This is a genomic window from Halomonas bluephagenesis, from assembly GCF_054790765.1.
In genome coordinates, this window is the sequence record NZ_CP133631.1 from 3,626,179 (window position 1) to 3,645,375 (window position 19,197).

Annotated in this window: 17 protein-coding genes; 16 read left to right on the forward strand and 1 reads right to left on the reverse strand. The window is 56.5% G+C overall.

What is annotated here, in order from left to right; all coding sequences use genetic code 11:
• The first annotated feature begins 157 nt into the window (after positions 1–157).
• The 9 genes from REH51_RS16410 to cobJ are packed head-to-tail and all read left to right on the forward strand — an operon-like array spanning position 158 to position 12,125.
• The gene (locus REH51_RS16410) at positions 158–2,005 is read left to right on the forward strand and encodes an AAA family ATPase (protein ID WP_009723632.1); all 1,848 of its coding nucleotides are present in this window, start codon (positions 158–160) and stop codon (positions 2,003–2,005) included.
• Complete coding sequence (cobO, locus tag REH51_RS16415) at positions 2,002–2,595, forward strand: cob(I)yrinic acid a,c-diamide adenosyltransferase (protein WP_009723631.1); 594 nt, start codon at positions 2,002–2,004, stop codon at positions 2,593–2,595. Before REH51_RS16410 ends, cobO begins: the two co-directional genes overlap by 4 nt.
• Positions 2,595–3,965, forward strand: coding sequence for a cobyrinic acid a,c-diamide synthase CobB (locus REH51_RS16420; protein WP_498936354.1), 1,371 nt, complete (start codon positions 2,595–2,597; stop codon positions 3,963–3,965). The genes cobO and REH51_RS16420 overlap by 1 nt, the downstream gene beginning before the upstream one ends.
• Entirely contained in the window at positions 3,952–5,073 is a 1,122-nt protein-coding gene (gene cobW / locus REH51_RS16425; protein WP_498936355.1) for a cobalamin biosynthesis protein CobW, read from the forward strand. The genes REH51_RS16420 and cobW overlap by 14 nt, the downstream gene beginning before the upstream one ends.
• Positions 5,073–8,912 carry a cobaltochelatase subunit CobN gene (cobN, locus tag REH51_RS16430; protein ID WP_498936357.1) on the forward strand — a complete coding sequence of 1,280 codons (3,840 nt, stop codon included), beginning with the start codon at positions 5,073–5,075 and terminating at the stop codon, positions 8,910–8,912. Before cobW ends, cobN begins: the two co-directional genes overlap by 1 nt.
• Positions 8,890–10,044 carry a ferredoxin-like domain-containing protein gene (locus REH51_RS16435; RefSeq protein WP_009723626.1) on the forward strand — a complete coding sequence of 385 codons (1,155 nt, stop codon included), beginning with the start codon at positions 8,890–8,892 and terminating at the stop codon, positions 10,042–10,044. The genes cobN and REH51_RS16435 overlap by 23 nt, the downstream gene beginning before the upstream one ends.
• Positions 10,028–10,657 carry a precorrin-8X methylmutase gene (locus tag REH51_RS16440; protein WP_498936359.1) on the forward strand — a complete coding sequence of 210 codons (630 nt, stop codon included), beginning with the start codon at positions 10,028–10,030 and terminating at the stop codon, positions 10,655–10,657. Before REH51_RS16435 ends, REH51_RS16440 begins: the two co-directional genes overlap by 17 nt.
• Positions 10,654–11,379 (forward strand): precorrin-2 C(20)-methyltransferase, encoded by a 726-nt coding sequence (gene cobI / locus REH51_RS16445; protein ID WP_009723624.1) that lies wholly within the window; start codon positions 10,654–10,656, stop codon positions 11,377–11,379. Before REH51_RS16440 ends, cobI begins: the two co-directional genes overlap by 4 nt.
• The gene (gene cobJ / locus REH51_RS16450; RefSeq protein ID WP_498936361.1) at positions 11,376–12,125 is read left to right on the forward strand and encodes a precorrin-3B C(17)-methyltransferase; all 750 of its coding nucleotides are present in this window, start codon (positions 11,376–11,378) and stop codon (positions 12,123–12,125) included. Before cobI ends, cobJ begins: the two co-directional genes overlap by 4 nt.
• A 132-nt stretch (positions 12,126–12,257) precedes the next feature.
• On the opposite strand, the gene REH51_RS16455 is transcribed toward cobJ, so the two are convergent.
• Entirely contained in the window at positions 12,258–12,986 is a 729-nt protein-coding gene (locus REH51_RS16455) for a cobalt-precorrin-6A reductase (RefSeq protein WP_498936362.1), read from the reverse strand.
• On the opposite strand from REH51_RS16455, the gene cbiE reads away from it, so the two are divergent.
• The 7 genes from cbiE to REH51_RS16490 all read left to right on the forward strand — a co-directional run bounded on the left by cbiE (position 12,985) and on the right by REH51_RS16490 (position 18,981).
• Entirely contained in the window at positions 12,985–14,193 is a 1,209-nt protein-coding gene (gene cbiE, locus REH51_RS16460; RefSeq protein WP_498936364.1) for a precorrin-6y C5,15-methyltransferase (decarboxylating) subunit CbiE, read from the forward strand. The two genes, REH51_RS16455 and cbiE, sit on opposite strands and share 2 nt — an antisense overlap.
• Positions 14,190–14,603, forward strand: coding sequence for a cobalamin biosynthesis protein (locus REH51_RS16465; protein WP_009723620.1), 414 nt, complete (start codon positions 14,190–14,192; stop codon positions 14,601–14,603). The genes cbiE and REH51_RS16465 overlap by 4 nt, the downstream gene beginning before the upstream one ends.
• Positions 14,600–15,403 carry a precorrin-4 C(11)-methyltransferase gene (cobM, locus tag REH51_RS16470; protein ID WP_009723619.1) on the forward strand — a complete coding sequence of 268 codons (804 nt, stop codon included), beginning with the start codon at positions 14,600–14,602 and terminating at the stop codon, positions 15,401–15,403. The genes REH51_RS16465 and cobM overlap by 4 nt, the downstream gene beginning before the upstream one ends.
• A complete protein-coding gene (cobF, locus tag REH51_RS16475; protein ID WP_009723618.1) occupies positions 15,400–16,179 on the forward strand; it encodes a precorrin-6A synthase (deacetylating) in 780 nt (259 codons plus the stop codon). Before cobM ends, cobF begins: the two co-directional genes overlap by 4 nt.
• A gap of 75 nt (positions 16,180–16,254) precedes the next feature.
• Positions 16,255–16,695, forward strand: coding sequence for a YtoQ family protein (locus REH51_RS16480; protein ID WP_009723617.1), 441 nt, complete (start codon positions 16,255–16,257; stop codon positions 16,693–16,695).
• A gap of 520 nt (positions 16,696–17,215) precedes the next feature.
• Positions 17,216–17,479, forward strand: coding sequence for a hypothetical protein (locus REH51_RS16485; RefSeq protein WP_009723615.1), 264 nt, complete (start codon positions 17,216–17,218; stop codon positions 17,477–17,479).
• Complete coding sequence (locus REH51_RS16490) at positions 17,470–18,981, forward strand: hypothetical protein (protein WP_221927891.1); 1,512 nt, start codon at positions 17,470–17,472, stop codon at positions 18,979–18,981. The genes REH51_RS16485 and REH51_RS16490 overlap by 10 nt, the downstream gene beginning before the upstream one ends.
• Positions 18,982–19,197 lie beyond the last annotated feature (216 nt).

Here is a 19,197-nt window from a genome sequence, read left to right on the forward strand (position 1 = left end):
ATAGAGGCGCTGGCCGCTAAGCTGGCTTCGACGCTGTTCCTTCCTCTATACTGCAACACTTTATTTCATCGTTTCCTTATGAATGGTTTTATCATTACTTGTCAGTTTTTCATGAATCAAGTTCAAGTTCCGAGCATGCTCTGCACGGGAGGTGCGGGTGAGTGAGTTTCCCTTCGTAGGTGTTGTCGGCCAGGAGGCGCTGAAAACCGCCTTGCTGCTGAATGCGATTAATCCGCGCATTGGTGGTGTGCTGATCAGCGGCCCACGGGGTAGTGCGAAATCCACTCTGGCGCGGGCGCTGGCGGCGGTTTTGCCAAAAGATACCAATGGCAAAAAGCCACCCTTTGTCACCTTACCTCTCGGCGCCAGCGAAGACCGGCTAGTGGGAAGTCTAGATTTGCAAAAGGTGCTAGCCGAGCGTGAAGCCTCCTTTCATGAAGGGCTACTCGCTAAAGCCCATGGCGGGGTGATGTATGTGGACGAAGTCAATCTGCTGCCGGATATGCTGGTTGACCTGCTGCTGGATGTGGCCGCTAGCGGGGTCAATATCGTTGAGCGCGATGGCATCAGTCACTCCCACCCGGCGCGCTTTAGCTTGATTGGCACCATGAACCCAGACGAGGGCGAGCTGCGCCCGCAGCTGCTTGACCGTTTTGGCCTCTGCATCGAACAGGCTGACCGTGTCAGCGTTAAACAGCGTATTGCTATTGTTCAGCAGCGCGAAGCCTTTGACCGCGACCCTGAGGCTTACATAAAACAGTTTGCGGTAGAGCAGGCAGCGCTGACTCAGCAGATTCACCATGCCCAGCAGGCACTAGCGTCAGTGACCAGCGATAGCTGGGTTTACGAGACGATTGCGACGCGCTGCGAAGCCGCCGGCGTTGAAGGCCTGCGGGCCGATGTTACCTGGCACCGAGCAGCCCAGGCTCATGCAGCCTGGCGGGGGGCGAACAGCGTCAGCCAAGAAGATATCGATACGGTAGCGCCCTGGGTACTTGCCCATCGCTGTACGCTTTCAGACCCTAAACCGCCTTCCCGTGAGCATCCTCCCAGTGGTGGGGATGGTAGTGGTGGTGAAGAAAGTAGCGGGAAGAGTGGTGAGGAAAGTGGTGAGGAAAGTGGTGAGGAAAGTGGTGAGGCAACCGGCACAGAGGACAGATCAGGCGGACAAGGCTCTTCACGACACGGCTCTTCAGGACAAGGCTCTTCAGGACAGTGGGGCGCTATGCCGCCCATGGCACAGGCGTCTATTCACCAGCCAGCGGTTAACCTGCCTGAGAGCGATATCTTTTCCCCGCGTGCGCAACGTGCCGATACAGCGGCTAGCATAGGCAAAGGAAGTGTCTCCGGTCGAGGGCGTTCTCAGGCGGAAACCTCGCAGCTAGACGGGTTCGCGACGCTAATCGCCAATCGTGGCCAGTGGCCTTGGCGGCAGTTAAAAATGCGCAAATCTCGCGCAGGGCAGGCGATAGCCCATCTGGTGCTACTGGATACCTCTGGTTCCACCTTGGGGCAGCGTTTGTTAGGCCAAGCCAAAGGGCTGGTTGAGTCACTGGTCACCCAAGCCTACGCTGCGCGGGAGCAGGTCGCAGTGCTGGGGTTTGGTAATGGTGGCGTGGTGTCGATACTCTCACGTCGCCGTGCTCCCAAAAACGCGCGGGGCACGCTTGACAGTGCCAAGGGCGGCGGGGGCACCCCGCTGCGGGAAGCGATTATTGAAGCCAAACGGCTAATTCAACAGTGGCAACGCCGCGAGCCTGGCTTACAAGTACGTACTTATTTGATTACCGATGGCCGCACACGGGAATCTGTTGACGACCTCGCCCCGCTAGGTGACTGCCTGCTAATCGATACCGAGCAATCGAGAGTTAAACGCGGGCAGGGCGCACGCATCGCTCAGCAACTGGGCGCCCGTTATTGGCCAGCCTCGTTTGGCAAACCATCTTTGGCACATTCTGTTTTTGCACCTTCTGTTTTTGCACATCAACCTGGGGAAAGCCCATGAGTGACGCTAGCCATTTAAACCGCATGCAGCGCAAAAAAGACGTGGTCGATGAGCGTATTAGCCGCGCCACTGAAGAGCGTGGCGTGCTGATTCTGCTTAAAGGCAACGGCAAGGGCAAAAGCAGCTCGGCCTTTGGCACCATGGCGCGTTCACTAGGGCACGGTCAGCAGTGCGCGGTCATTCAGTTTATTAAAGGCCGCCGTGAAACTGGCGAATACCTGTTCTTTCGCAATCATCCCAAGCTTGATTGGCACATCATGGGCCACGGCTTTACCTGGGAAACCCAGAACCGCGAGCGAGACATCGAAGCCGCAGAGGCCGCCTGGGCAGTCGCCAAAGGACTGCTGGAGAACCCCGCTTATCATATGATCGTGCTGGACGAGATGAGCTATATGTTCAAGTACGGTTATCTCGACCCCGAGCCAGTGGTGGAAGCGCTCAAACGTCGCCCGACGCACCAGAACGTCATCATTACTGGGCGCACTATGGCCACGCCGCTGCAGGAAATCGCCGATACCATTAGCGTTGTTCAAGATGAGCGCCACGCTTTCCGCGGCGGCGTCAAAGCTCAGGCGGGGATCGAATACTAATGAGCATGCCAACCGCTAGCTGCCCCGCGCTATTTATCGCTGCTCCGGCTTCCGGCCAGGGCAAAACCACCGTCACGGCGGGCCTAGCGCGGCTGCTGCGCAATCAGGGCAAGGTGGTGCGGGTGTTCAAGACCGGCCCGGACTACCTGGATCCGCAGATACTCGCCCAGGCCTCCGGCCAGCCGGTGGATCAGTTGGATCTATGGATGGCAGGTGAAGCTTACTGCCGCCAGCGTTTTTATGACGCCGCCTGTGAAGCGGATTTGATTTTGGTCGAAGGTGCCATGGGGCTGTTTGACGGCGAGCCTTCTAGCGCCGATCTGGCGGCCTTATTTGCTATTCCCATGGCAATTGTTATGGATGTAAAAGGCATGGCGCAGACCGCTGCCGCGCTAGTCTCAGGTTTGGCCAGCTTTCGTGATGATATTCATATCGCTGGATTAGTCGCCAATGCCTGCGGCTCGCAGCGCCACCGCGAGCTGATCGAATCAGCGCTGCCAGCGACGATTCCCCTGCTGGCCGCTGTGCCACGAGACCCTGATTTAGCGCTCCCCGAACGCCATCTTGGGCTGGTGCAAGCAGCGGAGATTCGCGAGGATTTGGAAGCCCGCTTTGAAGCGGGCGCCCAAGCGCTGGAAGCGGCAGGGGTGCTGGGGGCGCTCTCGGCGCTGCCGCCAGTGGCCTTTACCGCACCGCAAGAGCAGCTTGCGGCCGTCAAGCCTGCACTTAAAGGCCGCACTATTGGCGTAGCCCGTGACGCCGCCTTCAGCTTTATCTACCAGGCCAATCTGGATCTGCTGGAGCAGATGGGCGCCACGCTGCGCTTCTTCTCGCCGCTCACTGATAGCCGCCTGCCGGAATGCGATGCGCTGTGGTTGCCGGGAGGCTACCCGGAACTTCACGCCCAGCAACTGGCGAATAACTGCGCCATGCGTTTGGCCATTGAGGCTTTCTATCGCGCCGACCAGCCCATCTTGGCTGAGTGTGGCGGTCTGCTGTACTGCCTGGAAACCCTGACCGACTACGACGATACCATTTACCCCATGCTCGGCCTGTTGCCAGGGCAGGGGGCGATGCGCGGGCGGCGGGGCTGCCAGGGGATGCAAACCGCCGAGTTGCCAGAAGGCCCGGTTCGCGGCCATGCGCACCACCGCTCTATGGCAGAAGGCACCCCCGAGCCGATTGCTCATGGCCGTCGCCAGCGCCACCCCGCACCGGGGGAAGCGATTTACCGTCAGAATCGCTTAACGGCGACCTATTTACATCTGTTTTTCCCCAACAATCCTGACGCTGTGGCGAGGCTTTTTTCTGCCAGCCCGGCGCACTGCGAACTGCAGCACAGCGAGGCATTTACCCATGCAGCCCAGTAAAGTACAGCTGAATAAGATTCCCGCCACGGTCGTCACCGGTTTTCTCGGCAGCGGCAAAACCACGCTGTTGGCCAATATTCTGCGCCAAGTCACCGGCAAGCGGATCGCCGTGATCGTCAATGAGTTCGGCGAGCAGGATATCGACTCTAGCCTTTTGCGCAGCTGTGCGCTGGGGTGTGAAGAGGGTAGCGAAGGCGGGCAGCTAGACGGGGAAGACGGCAGCATCTATGAGCTGGCCAATGGCTGTATCTGCTGCACCGTGGAAGAAGAGTTTCTGCCGGTGATGAAGAAGTTGGTTGCCCGTCGCAATGATATCGACCACATTCTGATCGAAACCAGCGGCCTGGCATTGCCTAAGCCGCTGGTGCAGGCGTTTAACTGGCCCGACGTGCGTCAGCACTGCACTGTCGATGCGATTATTACCGTGATTGATGGCCCCGCGGTACCCGCCGGCCGTTATGCTAGCGATGTGGATAAGGTCGAAGCCCAGCGTCGCGCTGATGAAAGCCTGGATCACGACCCCAGCCTGCGCGAGCTACTGGATGACCAGCTAAGCGCGGCGGATCTGGTACTGGTCAGCAAGGCGGACCTGCTCAGCCCGGAAGAGCGCACGCAGGTTGAAGCGGTGATTCAGTCGCGGGTGAGCGAATCGGTAAAAACACTGTTTATCGATCAGACCCAGATCACCGACACCGCCCAGTTGGAAGCACTGATGGGCATTGGTGCGGCCAGCGAAGCGCATATTGATAGCATCACCAATCACCACGATAAGCACCACGCTGAAGGCGCTCATCACGACCATGCACACGATAACTTTGATTCCTGCGTGATTACCCTGGGTGAAGTGGATGGCGACCCCCTGGCCAATAAGCTGCAGCAGCTGCTGAAAAGCCACGAAATTTATCGCGCCAAAGGCTTTGCCGCGATTCCGGGCAAACCCATGCGCCGGGTTATTCAAGCGGTGGGCGAGCGCTTGGAAGGTTATTTCGACCGGCTTTGGACCCAAGACGAGGCGCGCCAAACCCAGCTGGTGATTATTGGCAAATCGCTGGATAGCGCTGCGCTGCGCGAAGCGCTAGTGGAAGCAGAGGTTCAAACGGCTAGCTAATGCACTTATTTGCCGCCAAGCCCGGGGGCTTTGTCGATGATGAAGGCATTATCGACCTGCAACAGAGCCCCGCCGAGGTCGTGATACTCTCCGCCGCCGATAGTAATCTGTCGGCGCTGGCCCAGGCGGGTGACCGCCTGGGTGAAGCGTACCCCTCGGTACGGCTAGCCAACTGGATGAATTTGGTAAAACCGGCGGCCTATGATCTCTATGAAGATCGGGTGCTGGAAAACGCCCAACTGGTCATCGTTTCGTTGCTGGGCGGCAAGGCCTACTGGCAGTACGGCCATGAACGCCTGTTGGCCTGGGCGGCAGCCAAACCTGAGCGCCAGCTGATTCTAGTGCCGGGCTGCGATGCCCCGGATGATGCGCTGCTGGAAGACTCCAGCATCGCGTTCGATGATGCGTACCGCGTTTGGCGCTACTTAAGAGAGGGCGGTGTGGATAACGCCGAGCAGCTGCTGCGCTTTATCGCCAGCGAATGTTTATCGCTTTCTCTGGCATGGCAGGGGCCGAAAGTTATTCCGGCCGCGGTGATTTATGCGTCGCAAGACCAGCAGGCGTCGAGCCTAAGCGAGTGGCGTGATCGTCAGGTGCCAGGGCGGCCGGGGTGCCTGCTGCTGTTTTATCGCAGCCACTTGCAGGGGGCGAATACCGCTGTCCCAGACGGATTGCTGGCAGCGCTGAGAGAAAAAGGGCTAGAGCCGCTAGCGGTTGCCGTGGCCTCCTTGAAAGAGGGGCCATGCATTGATTTTATCAACCACCTGATTGAGCAAACCGGCGCCATGCTGGTGATCAATACCACCAGCTTTGCGGTCAATCGCAACGCCGACGGTCTGGATGCTCTGGGTGAAACGCTACCCGACAGCCTGTTTGTGGGGCGTCCGGTAGTGCTCCAGGCGATTCTTGCCAGCAGCACCTCGGAAGATTGGCAGGACATGGCCGCCGGGCTGCATAGCCGCGATGTGGCCATGCAGGTGGTGCTCCCCGAAATGGATGGTCGCATTATCACTCGGGCGGTGGGCTTTAAAGCCGAAGCCCACTATAACCCGCGCTGCCAGCTGGCAGTGACCCACCACGTGATTCATCCGGAACGGGCCGCCTTTGTCGCCGAGCTGGCGCGGCGCATTTGTTCGCTACGGCTAACCCCCAATGGGCAGAAGCGTATCGCGCTGATTATGGCTAACTACCCCAATCGCGATGGCCGGATCGGTAATGGCGTCGGGTTGGATACCCCCGCCTCGACGCTGCAGATTCTCAGCGCCCTGAAAGAGGCGGGTTATCCGTTAAGCGAATTGCCGGAAAATGGCGATGGGTTGATCCGCCAGCTTCAAGGCGCGGTGACCAACGATCACGGAAGCCTCGACCAGCGCGCCTGCTGGCAGAGCATCAGCGTTGACGACTACCTTGCTTGGTTTAGAACTTTGCCCAGCGAGCTTCAAGAAACCGTATGGACGCGTTGGGGGACGCCTCACGAAGACCCCAAATGCCGCCAGGGGCGTTTGATGATCGCCGGTATCCGCTTAGGTGAAACCTTCGTGGGTATTCAGCCGGAACGCGACTTTATCGACGATCTCACCCAGTCCTATCACGATATGGAGCTGGCGCCGCCCCACAGTTATCTGGCATTTTACTACTGGCTGCGCGAGCACTATCAAGTCGACGCGGTTATCCATGTGGGTAAGCACGGCAACTTAGAGTGGCTGCCGGGCAAGAGCATCGCCTTGAGTGCTGACTGCTGGCCGGATATTGCCCTGGGGCCGCTGCCGCACTTTTATCCGTTTATTGTGAATGACCCCGGCGAGGGTGCCCAAGCCAAGCGCCGCAGTCAGGCGGTGATTATCGACCACCTGATGCCGCCGCTAGCGCGGGCCGAACTCTACGGCGCTATGGCCGAGCTTGAAGCGCTATGTGATGAGTATTACCAAGCGCTGGATATGGACCCGCGCCGGGAAGCGTTGATACGCAGTCAAATTCTCGCTCACCTGCGAGATACCGGCATCGACCAGGAGCTGGCGCACGCCGTCGACGGTTTTGAAAACAGTGCTGATGATGCCGACATTCTCAACGAGCTGGATACCTTTCTGTGCGATATCAAAGAGTCGCAGATTCGTCATGGCTTTCACATACTCGGCACGCTGCCGCCTGAAGAGAAGCGGGCGGGGACGTTGGTGGCGCTGCTACGACTACCCAGAGGCGAAGCCGTGTCCCAACGCGGTTTGCTGCACAATCTGGCTAGCGACCTGGGTTTAGACTTTGATCCGTTAGCCGCTGGCAACGAGCCCTGGCAGGCGCCTAAACCCGTTGTTCTAAGAGAGCTGCTGGATACCCCTTGGCGCACCGGCGCGGATACCCGCGAGCGCCTTGAACTGCTGGCCGAGCGTTGGGTGGCCGACTACGTATTAGCTCCGGGTTGCCTGGAGGAACTGGCCCGAGATTTCCCCGATACGGCGGAGCAACTTCGCTACGCCCGCGAGCAGCTATGGGTCGCTATGCAGCGTGGCGTGAAAATGGAGATTCAGTCGCTGCTCGACGGCCTAGAAGGCATTTTTGTGCCTGCTGGCCCTAGCGGCGCGCCCAGCCGAGGGCGGCTTGATACGCTGCCCACCGGGCGTAACTTTTTCAGCGTCGATAACCGTTCAATTCCATCGCCCGCCGCCTGGACGCTGGGTGAAAAATCCGCCCAGGCGTTTGTCGAGCGCTATCTGCAGGATAACGGCGACTATCCACGTCGGTTGGGGCTTTCGATTTGGGGAACCGCCACCATGCGCACTGGTGGTGATGATATCGCTCAGGCGCTGGCACTAATGGGCGTGCGTCCTAAGTGGTCGCTGGGCTCCCAGCGGGTGAGTGATTTTGAAGTGATCCCCTCGATGCTGCTTAATCGCCCAAGGGTTGATGTCACGCTGCGGGTCTCTGGGTTCTTCCGCGACGCCTTTCCCAATGTGATCCGCCTATTTGATGCCGCCGTGCAGGCGGTGGCCAGTTATGAAGAGCCGGGTAACAGCAACACCATCCGCGATGCGGTGCTTGCTCGCCAGCAAGCACTGGAAGACCAAGGGCTAAGCCCAGAGATGGCCGCCCAAGAGGCAAGTTACCGTATCTTCGGCAGCAAACCCGGCGAATATGGTGCGGGCTTAAACCGGCTGATTGAAAACCGCTCTTGGGACAGCGCCGACGATTTAGCTGAAGCCTATCTAGACGCGGGTGCCTACGCCTACGGCCAGTTTAAGGCTTCCGGCACTGCTGCGCGGGCGGCGTTCGAGCAGCAGCTCCAAGGGCTGGATGCGGTGATGCAGAACCAGGATAACCGCGAGCACGATATTCTTGATTCCAACAGCTATTACGCTTTTCAGGGTGGCATGGCCAACGCCACGCGCTCGCTAAGCGGAAAAGCACCGACCATTTATCACGCCGACCACGCCAATCCTGCGGTGCCCAAGATCCGTACTTTGAAAGAGGAGCTGGCGCGGGTGATCCGCTCGCGCGTGTTGAATCCCAAGTGGATCAATGCCATGCGCGAGCACGGCTATAAAGGCGCTTTTGAGATGGCTGCTACGGTGGACTACCTGTTTGCTTACGATGCCACCACCGATCTAGTCGCCGACTACCAGTACGCCCAGGTGAGTGATGCCCTGGTGCTCGACGCCGCTAATCAACAGTTTCTGCGTGAGCACAACCCCGCAGCTTTAGAAGAAATGGCGGAACGCTTACTTGAAGCCGCCCAGCGAGGCATGTGGCAAGCCCCCGGCGAACATGGCCAGGCGCTACAAGACTTGCTGCTGGAAATGGATGAAGCCAAAGAGGCGGGGCATTATGACCACCATCCCGCGCATTAAAGGCTGGTGCCCCGGCGCGTGGCGGCCCATGGCTACTGGCGATGGCCTGTTGGTGCGTGTACGCCCACCGCTGGGCCAGCTTTCACGGCAACAGGTAGTGGCACTGTGTGAAGCCGCTGAGACCTTCGGTAGCGGTTTAATCGAGCTAACCAGCCGAGCCAATATTCAGCTGCGCGGGGTCACCGACGCGAGCTGGCCGCCGCTGATGGCGTTTCTGGTTGAGCATCAGCTGGTGAGCGACGACCCGCAGGTAGAGCGCCAGCCGCAACTGATGCTGGCACCTGCTTGGCAAGTGGGCGATGACACTCATACCATTGCCCGCCTGCTGCAAACGCGGGGCAGCGAATTAGCCACCATGCCCGGCAAGATCGGCATCGCGATTGATACGGGAAAAGCACCGGTGCTTTGCGATAGCGCCGCTGATTTTCGTATTGAGCGCTCGGTGGAAGGTGGTTTGATAGTACGCGCCGATGGCTATGAGTGTGGCACGGCGGTGAACGAGCCCGAAGCCGCCGTTGAGCTGTTAATACGCCTGACCCACTGGTTTGTGGACAGTGGCGGTTGGGAGTCTGGGCGCATGCGGCGGCACACAGCGCCGCTGCCCGACTGGGCACCTGCGGATACTGCCCCCGCATCCCCTGGCGAGAAGCTAGCGCTGGGCAAACATAGCGAAGGCCGGGTGGTGGGGCTTCCCTTTGGGCGGGTAGCGGTTAATACGTTGCGCGCTGCGGTATCGCCAATAAATGTCAGTGCCTTGCAGGTCACGCCTTGGCGGCGCTTGCTGGTGAAGGGCGGCGATACACTACCAGCGGTTGACGGCTTAATCCGTCATAATAGCGACCCACGGCTAGCGATGGATGCCTGCCCCGGTGCACCCTTTTGCGAACAGGCGAGTGTTTCCACCCAGCCGCTTGCCGAACGGCTAAGTGGCTGGGTGGAAGCAAGCGTACACATATCCGGGTGTGCCAAAGGCTGTGCCCGCCAACGGCCAGCAGCGCTGTGCCTAACCGGCCGCGAAGGGCGCTTTGACGTGATTGTTAACGGTCGCGCCGATAGCACACCGAAGGCCACCGGCCTTAGTGAATCTGACGTTTTACACTATTTGGAGAGTTTGGGTGCCTCACGTTTATGAAACACACGGACCGGCGATTTACCGGCAATCGTTTGCGATTATTCGCAATGAAGCTGAGCTTGATCGCTTTTCAGCGGAAGAAGAAACGGTTGCGGTACGCATGATTCACGCTGCTGGGCTGGTGGAGCTGGCGGCGCATATTCATTTTCAGAATGACGTGGTCAATCGAGCGCGTTCAGCGTTAGAGCAGGGCGCACCGATTCTTTGCGATGCTCGGATGGTCTCCGAAGGCATTACCCGCAAACGGCTGCCCGCTAATAACGACATTATCTGCACCCTTAATGATGAACGCACCCCTGGCCTTGCCCAGGAAATGGCCAATACCCGTTCAGCGGCAGCGCTAGAGCTGGGGCGGGCGCACCTGGAAGGCGCGGTCGTCGCCATTGGCAACGCGCCCACCGCGCTGTTTCATCTGCTCAATATGCTCGAAGATCCAGACTGCCCGCGCCCGGCGGCCATTATTGGCTGCCCAGTCGGCTTTGTCGGCGCGGCGGAATCCAAAGAAGCGCTGTTGGCTAACCCCGCGCTGCCCAGCTGTATCGTCCGTGGTCGCTTGGGCGGCAGCGCCGTCACGGTAGCGGCCATCAACGCCATGGCGGATCGTATCGAATGACCCAAGGAACCATTTACGGGGTTGGCTTAGGGCCAGGTAGCCAAGACCTAATGAGCGTGCGCGCTGACCGTCTGATACGCGGCGCGACCCATGTGGCGTATTTTCGTAAAAAGGGCCGCTGCGGGCATGCGCGTACCATTGTGGAAGGCTTGATCGGCACAGGCGCAACCGAGCTGCCCATGGAGTATCCGGTCACCACGGAAATTCCGTTTGATGACCCTCGCTACAATGAGCTGCTGTCGGCTTTTTACGAACGCAGCGTGGCCCAACTGATCGAGATGGCAGAGGCCGGGTGCAATGTAGTGGTGCTCTGTGAAGGCGACCCGTTTTTCTACGGCTCCTTTATGCACCTCTACACGCGGCTGCTGAATCGCGTGCCGGTCTCAGTGGTGCCGGGGATTACCGGCATGTCGGCGGCCTGGACGGCCACCGGGCAACCGATCACCTGGGGCGATGACATCATGACGGTGCTGATGGCCACGCTGCCGGAAGAGACGCTGGCCGAGCGCATCGCCCAAACCGATGCACTGGTGGTGATGAAAATTGGCCGCAACCTGGCCAAGCTGCGCAGAGCGCTGACGCATGCTGGCCGTGAAGGCGAAGCGTGGCTGATCGAGTACGCCGCCATGACCCAGCAGCGTGTGCTGCCACTGAGTGAGGTTGGCGAAAGCGTGCCTTACTTCTCGATTGTGCTGATCCATGGCAACGGGAGGCGGCCATGAGCGGTTGGCTGAAAATCGTCGGCCTAGGGCCGGGTGCCGACGCCATGATTACCCCGGAGGTTTCGGCTGCGCTGCTGGAAGCCACCGATGTGGTGGGCTATGTCCCCTACGTTAATCGCGTGGCACCTAGGGCTGGATTAGTCCGCCATGGTTCTGATAACCGCGAAGAGATTCGCCGGGCGGAGCAGGCGCTACAGCTGGCGCTTGAGGGCCAGCGGGTAGTGGTTGTCTCCTCTGGCGACCCTGGCGTATTCGCCATGGCCGCCGCGGTGTTCGAAGCCTTGGAGGCGGGTGATGCCCAGTGGCGTACGCTGGATATTCAGGTACTACCGGGCATTTCTGCGATGCTGGCCGCCAGCGCAAGCGTCGGCGCACCGCTGGGGCACGACTTCTGCTGCATTAATCTATCCGACAACCTCAAACCCTGGGCGCTGATTGAGAAGCGCCTGCGTCTGGCTGCCGAGGCCGACTTCGCCATGGCGTTTTACAACCCGCGTTCCAAGGCACGGCCGGCGGGTTTTGAACGAACGCTAGAGGTACTGCGGGAAGCCTGCGGGCCGGACCGGTTGATAATCTTCGCCCGCGCGGTTTCCACTCCGGAAGAAGCAATTCGCGTCACCACACTAGAGCAAGCGACGCCGGATATGGCGGGTATGCGCACATTGGTGATTGTCGGTTCCCAGCAAACGCGCTTGATTGAACGCAGTGGCGTGCCGCTGGTTTATACGCCGCGTTCCTCCCAGTGAGTATGAAAGGGGCGAGGGCAGGTTGATGCGAGGGTCTTTTCCCATGGATGGGAAAAGTAGCGCCCAAGGACGGGGTTACAGCGCCCTCGCAGGAGCCTGCCCTCGCTACCAAGATGTGCCGCTGATGTAGGGTTAAGTTAGCCAGTTGATAACCTCATCAACAGTATGAGCTTCAAGACGAGATGGCAGGTGAGGCCGTTCTATCATCACCACGGGTAGGCCGAGCCTTCTTGCCGCGGTGAGTTTGGAAGACGCACCTTCGCCGCCAGCGTTTTTGCACACGATGCGTTGGATCCGCTGATTTTCCAGCAGGGCGAGATCGCCTTCCAGCGTAAACGGGCCTCTATCAATCACACTGCTAACATCCGGCAGTGGCAACGGGCTGGTCGGCGGGTCAACTAAACGCAGCACATAATGGTGCTGAGGCTGGTCGGCAAAGGCGTTAAGGTGCATTCGCCCAATCGCAAGCAGCACCCGTTGGGGCGGGCCAGCCAAGGCGTTAACTGCTTCATCAATACTTGCCACGCTTTGCCATTGGTCGCCGGTAACAGGCTGCCAGGCAGGCCGGGTAAAAGCGGTGGCCTTTACACCGCACTGTGCCGCCGCGGCTAACACGTTGCTGCTCATCTGTGCGGCAAAGGGGTGGGTGGCATCAACAATATGGGTAATGCGCTCCTGGGCTAAAAACGTGACCAGCCCATTAACGCCGCCAAAGCCACCAATGCGGGTCGGCAGTGGCTGGGGGTTAGGCGTGTTAACGCGCCCTGCATAGCTAAAAATGGCGGGAATACCTCGCTTGGCAACAGCGCTGGCCAGGGCGCTGGCCTCGCTGGTTCCCCCGAGAATTAGGATTTTGATCATGGCTGAGGTTAACAACGCTCCCTGGCTTACCCTTTTAGGCTGGGGAGAGGGTGGCACACAGGGGCTGACAGCGGCAAGCCGACAGGCATTGGAAAGTGCCGAGGTAGTGTTCGGCGCACGCCGCCACCTGCGCCTTTTACCGCCGCTAAACGCCGAGGTGATTGAGTGGCCAGTGCCCTTTGCCGATGGCATTCCTGGGCTGCTAAATCAGCGCGGCCGCCGGGTGGTGATGCTGGTCTCAAACGACCCATTCTGGTTCGGGGCGGGTACCTCATTCGCGCAGCATCTCAGCGCAAACGAGTGGCAGGCACTGCCAGCCCCTTCCACCTTTAACTTGGCGGCTGCACGTTTGGGCTGGCCGTTGGAGCGTTGCACTTGCCTGGGGTTGCACGCCAAACCGCTGAGCCGTATTCGGCCCTCCCTGTATGCCGGTAGACGTTTGCTGGTGTTGGTAAGAGACGGCGCGGCGGTGACCGAGCTGGCGGCGCTGGTAACTAGGCTTGGCTTTGGAGACACCCAGCTAACGCTGCTGGAATCTTTGGGCGGCGATAACGAGCGTATTCGCCATTGCCGTAGCGACGCCAGCTTGCCCGATGACATTGCCCACCCGGTGGCGGTAGGGCTGGAAGTCGCTGGTAACGGCCCCGCCTTGCCGCAGACGCCCGGCCTGCCGGATCATTTTTTTGACCACGACGGCCAGATTACCAAGCAGACCATTCGCGCCATTACCCTGGCGGCGCTGGCCCCCATGCCCGGCGAGCGGCTGTGGGATATCGGCACCGGCTCAGGCTCCGTTGCCATTGAGTGGCTGCTCGCCCATACGGATAATCAGGCGGTGGGCTTTGAGCAAAACGCTGAACGGGCGGCGCGAGCGCGCAGCAATGCAAACAACCTGGGCGTTGACTGGCTAGAAGTAAAACAGGGCCGCGCCCCTGACGTACTAAACGATACGCCGCTGCCCGATGCGGTATTTATCGGCGGTGGGTTATCCCAAGCACTGCTAGACGATTTATGGCAACGCCTGCCCAAGGGAGTGCGTATCGTCGCCAATGCCGTCACTCTGGAATCCGAAGCGCTGCTGGCGCACTGGCACCAGCAGGCAGGCGGCGAACTGCTGCGTCTAGAGCTTGCCAACGCCGCCCCCCTCGGCACACGACGGGGCTGGAAAGCCAGCTATCCGATTGTTCAGTGGCGGGGCATTCGATGAAGCCATCGGCATTGAGAATTGCAGGGTTTGGTTTTCGCCGCGAAGCCACGCTTGAATCACTTATTCAAGCGTTAGATCAGCTTATTGATCAGTACGCTGCTGTCTACAAGTACGGCCTTATCAACCGGCTGGCGGCGGCGCGTTCTATGTTGCCGTTGGTAGAAGAGCTAGGCCGGCTGCGCAATATTGAAGTCATCGCCGTAGCGGATGCCGAGCTATCAACAGTGACAACGCTTACCCATTCAAACCAGAGTATGCAGGCGCGCGGCACAGGCAGCGTTGCCGAGGCCGTGGCGCTATTAGCCGCAGGCCCAGGGGCAACGCTGCTAGGGCCTCGGATAATTTCAGCGGATCGCAAGGCCACCGCCGCGCTGGCGTTGTCAGAAGTACCAGAAGGAGCCACCGAATGACCGTACACTTTATAGGCGCAGGCCCCGGCGCGCCGGATCTGCTTACCCTGCGCGGGCGCGACTTAATCGCCGCTTGCCCGGTGTGCCTGTATGCGGGCTCTTTAGTGCCGGAGCAGATTCTGGAACACTGCCCGGCTGGGGCAAGGGTGATTAACACTGCGCCGCTCTCGCTGGATGAGATTATGCAGGAGATCAGCCGCGCCCACGCTGAAGGCCTGGATGTGGCCCGCCTGCATTCGGGGGATCTCTCGGTATGGTCGGCCATGGGCGAGCAACTGCGTCGCCTGCGCGAGCTTAAAATTCCCTACAGCATTACCCCTGGCGTGCCATCCTTTGCGGCAGCGGCGGCAACTCTAGGTCAAGAGTTAACGCTGCCCGGCGTGGCCCAGTCGGTGGTGCTTACTCGCACGCCGGGGCGTGCCAGTGCCATGCCTAGGAACGAGACGCTTGCCAACTTTGCCCGCACCGGGGCAACGCTGGCTATTCATCTCTCCATCCATAACCTTTCCCAAGTAGTCGAAAGCCTGACGCCTTACTATGGCGCGCAGTGCCCGGTGGCGATTGTGTGGCGGGCAAGCTGGCCCGATGAGCGAGTGGTGCGTGGGCGGTTGGCGACTATAGAAGAGCTGATCGATGATTCCATGCAGCGTACCGCGCTAATCCTGGTGGGGCCGGTGCTTGAAAGCGATGACTTCCAGGAAAGCAGCCTCTACGCGGTGGGCTACGACCGCCGCTTTCGCCCCCAATCAGCGGATTCGCCTTTTGCCATGGTAAACCAAGATCAAGAGAGCGAATCATGATCACGCTTTCGCTAATAGGCATCGGCACCGGCAACCTTGATCACGTCACCCTGGCCGCCGTGCGCGCCCTCAATAGCGCCGACCTGATTCTGCTGCCCCGCAAGGGCGAGGCTAAGTCGGATTTGATCGACCTACGCCGCTTACTCTGCGAACGGCTGCTGGAAGCGCCGGTGACCTCCAAGATCGTCGAGTTCGATCTCCCCAGCCGTGATAGCCGTAATGACCGCTTAAGTTATAACTACTTGGGCGCGGTAGACGACTGGCACGCTGCCATTGCCAGCGTTTGGGCGCAATTGATGGATGAACATCTCCCCAATGGCGGTCGGGTCGGCATGCTGGTGTGGGGCGACCCTTCGCTTTACGACAGCAGCCTGCGCATTACCCAGCGCTTAAGCGCTGCGGGCAAGCAGGTAGATGTAGAGGTCGTGCCAGGCATCACCAGCCTGCAGGTGCTTACCGCTGAACATAAAATTCCCCTCAACGCGCTCGCCGAGCCAGTACAAATCACCACCGGCCGCCGCCTACGCGAGCGTGGCTGGCCGAACGATGCCGCCACGGTAGCGGTGATGCTGGACAGCGGCGGGGCGTTTACCACGCTGCCGTTTGACGACACCTACATCTGGTGGGGCGCCTACCTAGGCATGGATAAACAGTGCTTAATCAAAGGATGGCTAAGCGAGGTTAGCGACCAAATCATCCAACACCGCGCAGAACTACGCGAAACCCACGGCTGGATTATGGATATTTACCTGCTCGCCAAAAAGCCGGAAAAATAAACCCAGGTATCAATATGGAATATTTTTCCATAAAATAATCCTGCCTATTAAATAACCAAGTTATCAGGAGCGACTATGAGCTTTTACGTCTATCTTTCTGGCGAAATCCACACCGATTGGCGCGAAGAGATTCAGCGCGGCGCTGATGCAGCGGGCCTGGATATCGTGTTCACCGCACCGGTCACCGACCACGACGCCAGTGACGCCGCAGGCGATCACCTGGGAAAGCCGGAAAATGGCTTCTGGCGCGATCATCAGTCTTCCAAGGTCAACGCCATCCGCACTCGTACCATGATCGAGCAAGCGGATCTGGTGGTTGTGCGCTTTGGTGACAAATACAAACAGTGGAACGCCGCGTTTGATGCAGGCTACTGTGCCGCACTCGCCAAGCCTTACATCACCCTGCACAGCGAAGACATCGTTCACCCGCTGAAAGAAGTCGACGCCCAAGCCCAGGCCTGGTGCACCACTACTGATCAAGTCGTCGAAACGCTGCGCTACGTCCTAAAAGCCTAAGCCCCAGCGCCTCCCGCTCCGTCACTGCATTAGTGATGTTGTGGGAGGGCGCTTTAGCGCGCGACCATCCCACTCCATAAACAACCCCGCCACTGAATCGATACTCTGCTCTGGTGTTGTGGGAGGGAGCTTCAGCTCGCGAAGACCCAGCCACATAAGCAATCTAGCCACCCCGTAGCGCGGCGTAACGCTTGGCGAGGAACGAGCCAAAAGGCACCCGCGATGGCAGCGTCAGCTGCCCAAAACATGCTCCAGCTCAATTTTTCTACAAAGGCACGTGACCTAAGCCAATTTTATGAATAGAGTATGATTAAATCGTAAAAACGAGCCGGTACGCGAATTTTGGATATGTTGCCATGCTGGGTAAATAAAACTATAAAAACAGTGGTTTATGATTTTTTGAACGGCTAGATAACACCAATAAACGTGCTGACATGTTCAAGGGTGTTATGCAGCAGGCTATATAATCACTTTTAGGGCTATTTGCGAGTTTAGTCGTACATGAAGGGATTAGAATAAAATGATTGGTAATTTAAGTCTAAGCAAGAATGTGCAGTTTTATGAGCTGAATAAAGCACTTACGAAGAAGTCTATTGAAGATACATTCAAAGAGATCTCTAAAGAACGTGTAGGTAACTACCTTCTAAACGAGTCTAAAAGAAACTATACAACAGCTTCTGGTAATCAAGTTGTATACTCTATTGTTGCATACAAGATAGAAGCAGAGCCTTCATTTTTAGCAGGAACTTCTGTTAAAGAAAAAAGTATGCCTATTTGCTATTAATAGAATGTGATGATGCCTTAGCTATTTTGAAGAAATATGTTGATTCACCAGAAAAGCATTTTTCTTCTTTTATAGATGAATTTGATTACCAAAAATTCTGTCATTTTCATGGTGATAAAAGCCCAGAATATGAAAGGGTCACCATGAAAAATATGAGCATATCAAATGCTGTTATCAGATCCCGTTCATTAGAAGCTAAAAGCTTGAACGGTATTGTCTCATCTAATTCGTCTAGTCGATCAATCCCAAGCAACTTCAGAATGAAAATAGGCGAAGACTTATATACTCTAACTCCAAGTACTTCGAGAGTAAGCCATAGAGATAAAAAGTCAGAATTTGATGGACTAATCGACTGGGCTATTGGAATTAAAGATGAAATTAAGGTAACTACAAACCAAAGTGAGTTTCTTAGTAATTTTGCCTCTCCTATTTGTTTGAAAGATATTATAGATTTGGGGCATAAAGTTGTGGCGATTCTTATTGATTTGAGTGAAATAGAAACTAAGTTTCTGGGTGGGCAAGTTGTCTTAAGTAAGGTTGATGGTAGTCAGTTAAGTTCAGGTGAGATAAATAAGATTTTTAATCAATTAAAATCCCCTGTTTTGGTTGACGGTGATGTATTGAAAGTTAAAGGTAAAGCTTTATCCGGTAAGGTTTCATATTCAAAGAACTTAATTATAATTAGAAATAAGGTTCTCGATAATATTTTAGTTACTGAAAATGGCACGAATAATTATACGCTTGGTAAATATATAAATAAAGAAAAACCATTTTCTGCTGTGTTCGACTCTCCGAATTACTCATATTATTCGAAGTCATGCTTTGAAGATAAGCATTTATTGAATAATGTTCATTCGATACTTAATATATTTGATGATAGTTATAATTTTAATGATGTTTTCAGTGAAAAAGAAAAACCACATGTAATAGATTTAACTAGATTCCCTGTTAACTCTCTATTTCGGAAAGTTGAAGATCAATATTGTGCTCCTCATAATATTGTTATCTGTGATGACATGAATGATGAATGGGCCGATCATATTGCTATAGATAGTAATAGTAATATTCCGTCTATCTCATTTATACATTCAAAATTTACTAATAAAGATACTTATGGTGCTAGTGCTTTCCACGACGTAGTTGCTCAAGCACTAAAAAACATTGGTCGAACTCAAGCTGAAAAGCAACTATTTAAAAATAAATATTATAATGAGTGGCACAAGAATTATGAAAGTACCAATATTAGTAGGGTCACAGGGGCCCAGAATTGGCAAGATTTAGAAGTAGCTCTCGATGCTGTAAATCGAAACCCTAACTCTATAAAGAAAATTGTACTTGCAACACCTTTTTTGAGTAAGGCAAAATTGACAGTAGAATTAAACAAATTGGCGTTAGGTCAAAAATGTAAGCCACACTATGTACAGTTAATCTGGCTAATAAATACGTTTATAAGTTCATGTAAAGATTTTGGGGTGCAAGCTCACATATTGTGTAAACCATAGCCCTAACAAAAAAATTAAGGGTGATTCGGCACGCGTGGCATTTTTACTATGCGTTGGTTTTAGTGGTTAAGGTAGTATGCGGAAGCAACGGTATTGCGTGCCTCACACCTTAATTGGGCGTTATATGCCAAAGCATGAAAAATGGAGTGCCCAACAAGTGATCAGAAAATATCGCCCTTAGAGCAAAATATGACCCATTTCCGACCCAAGATACTC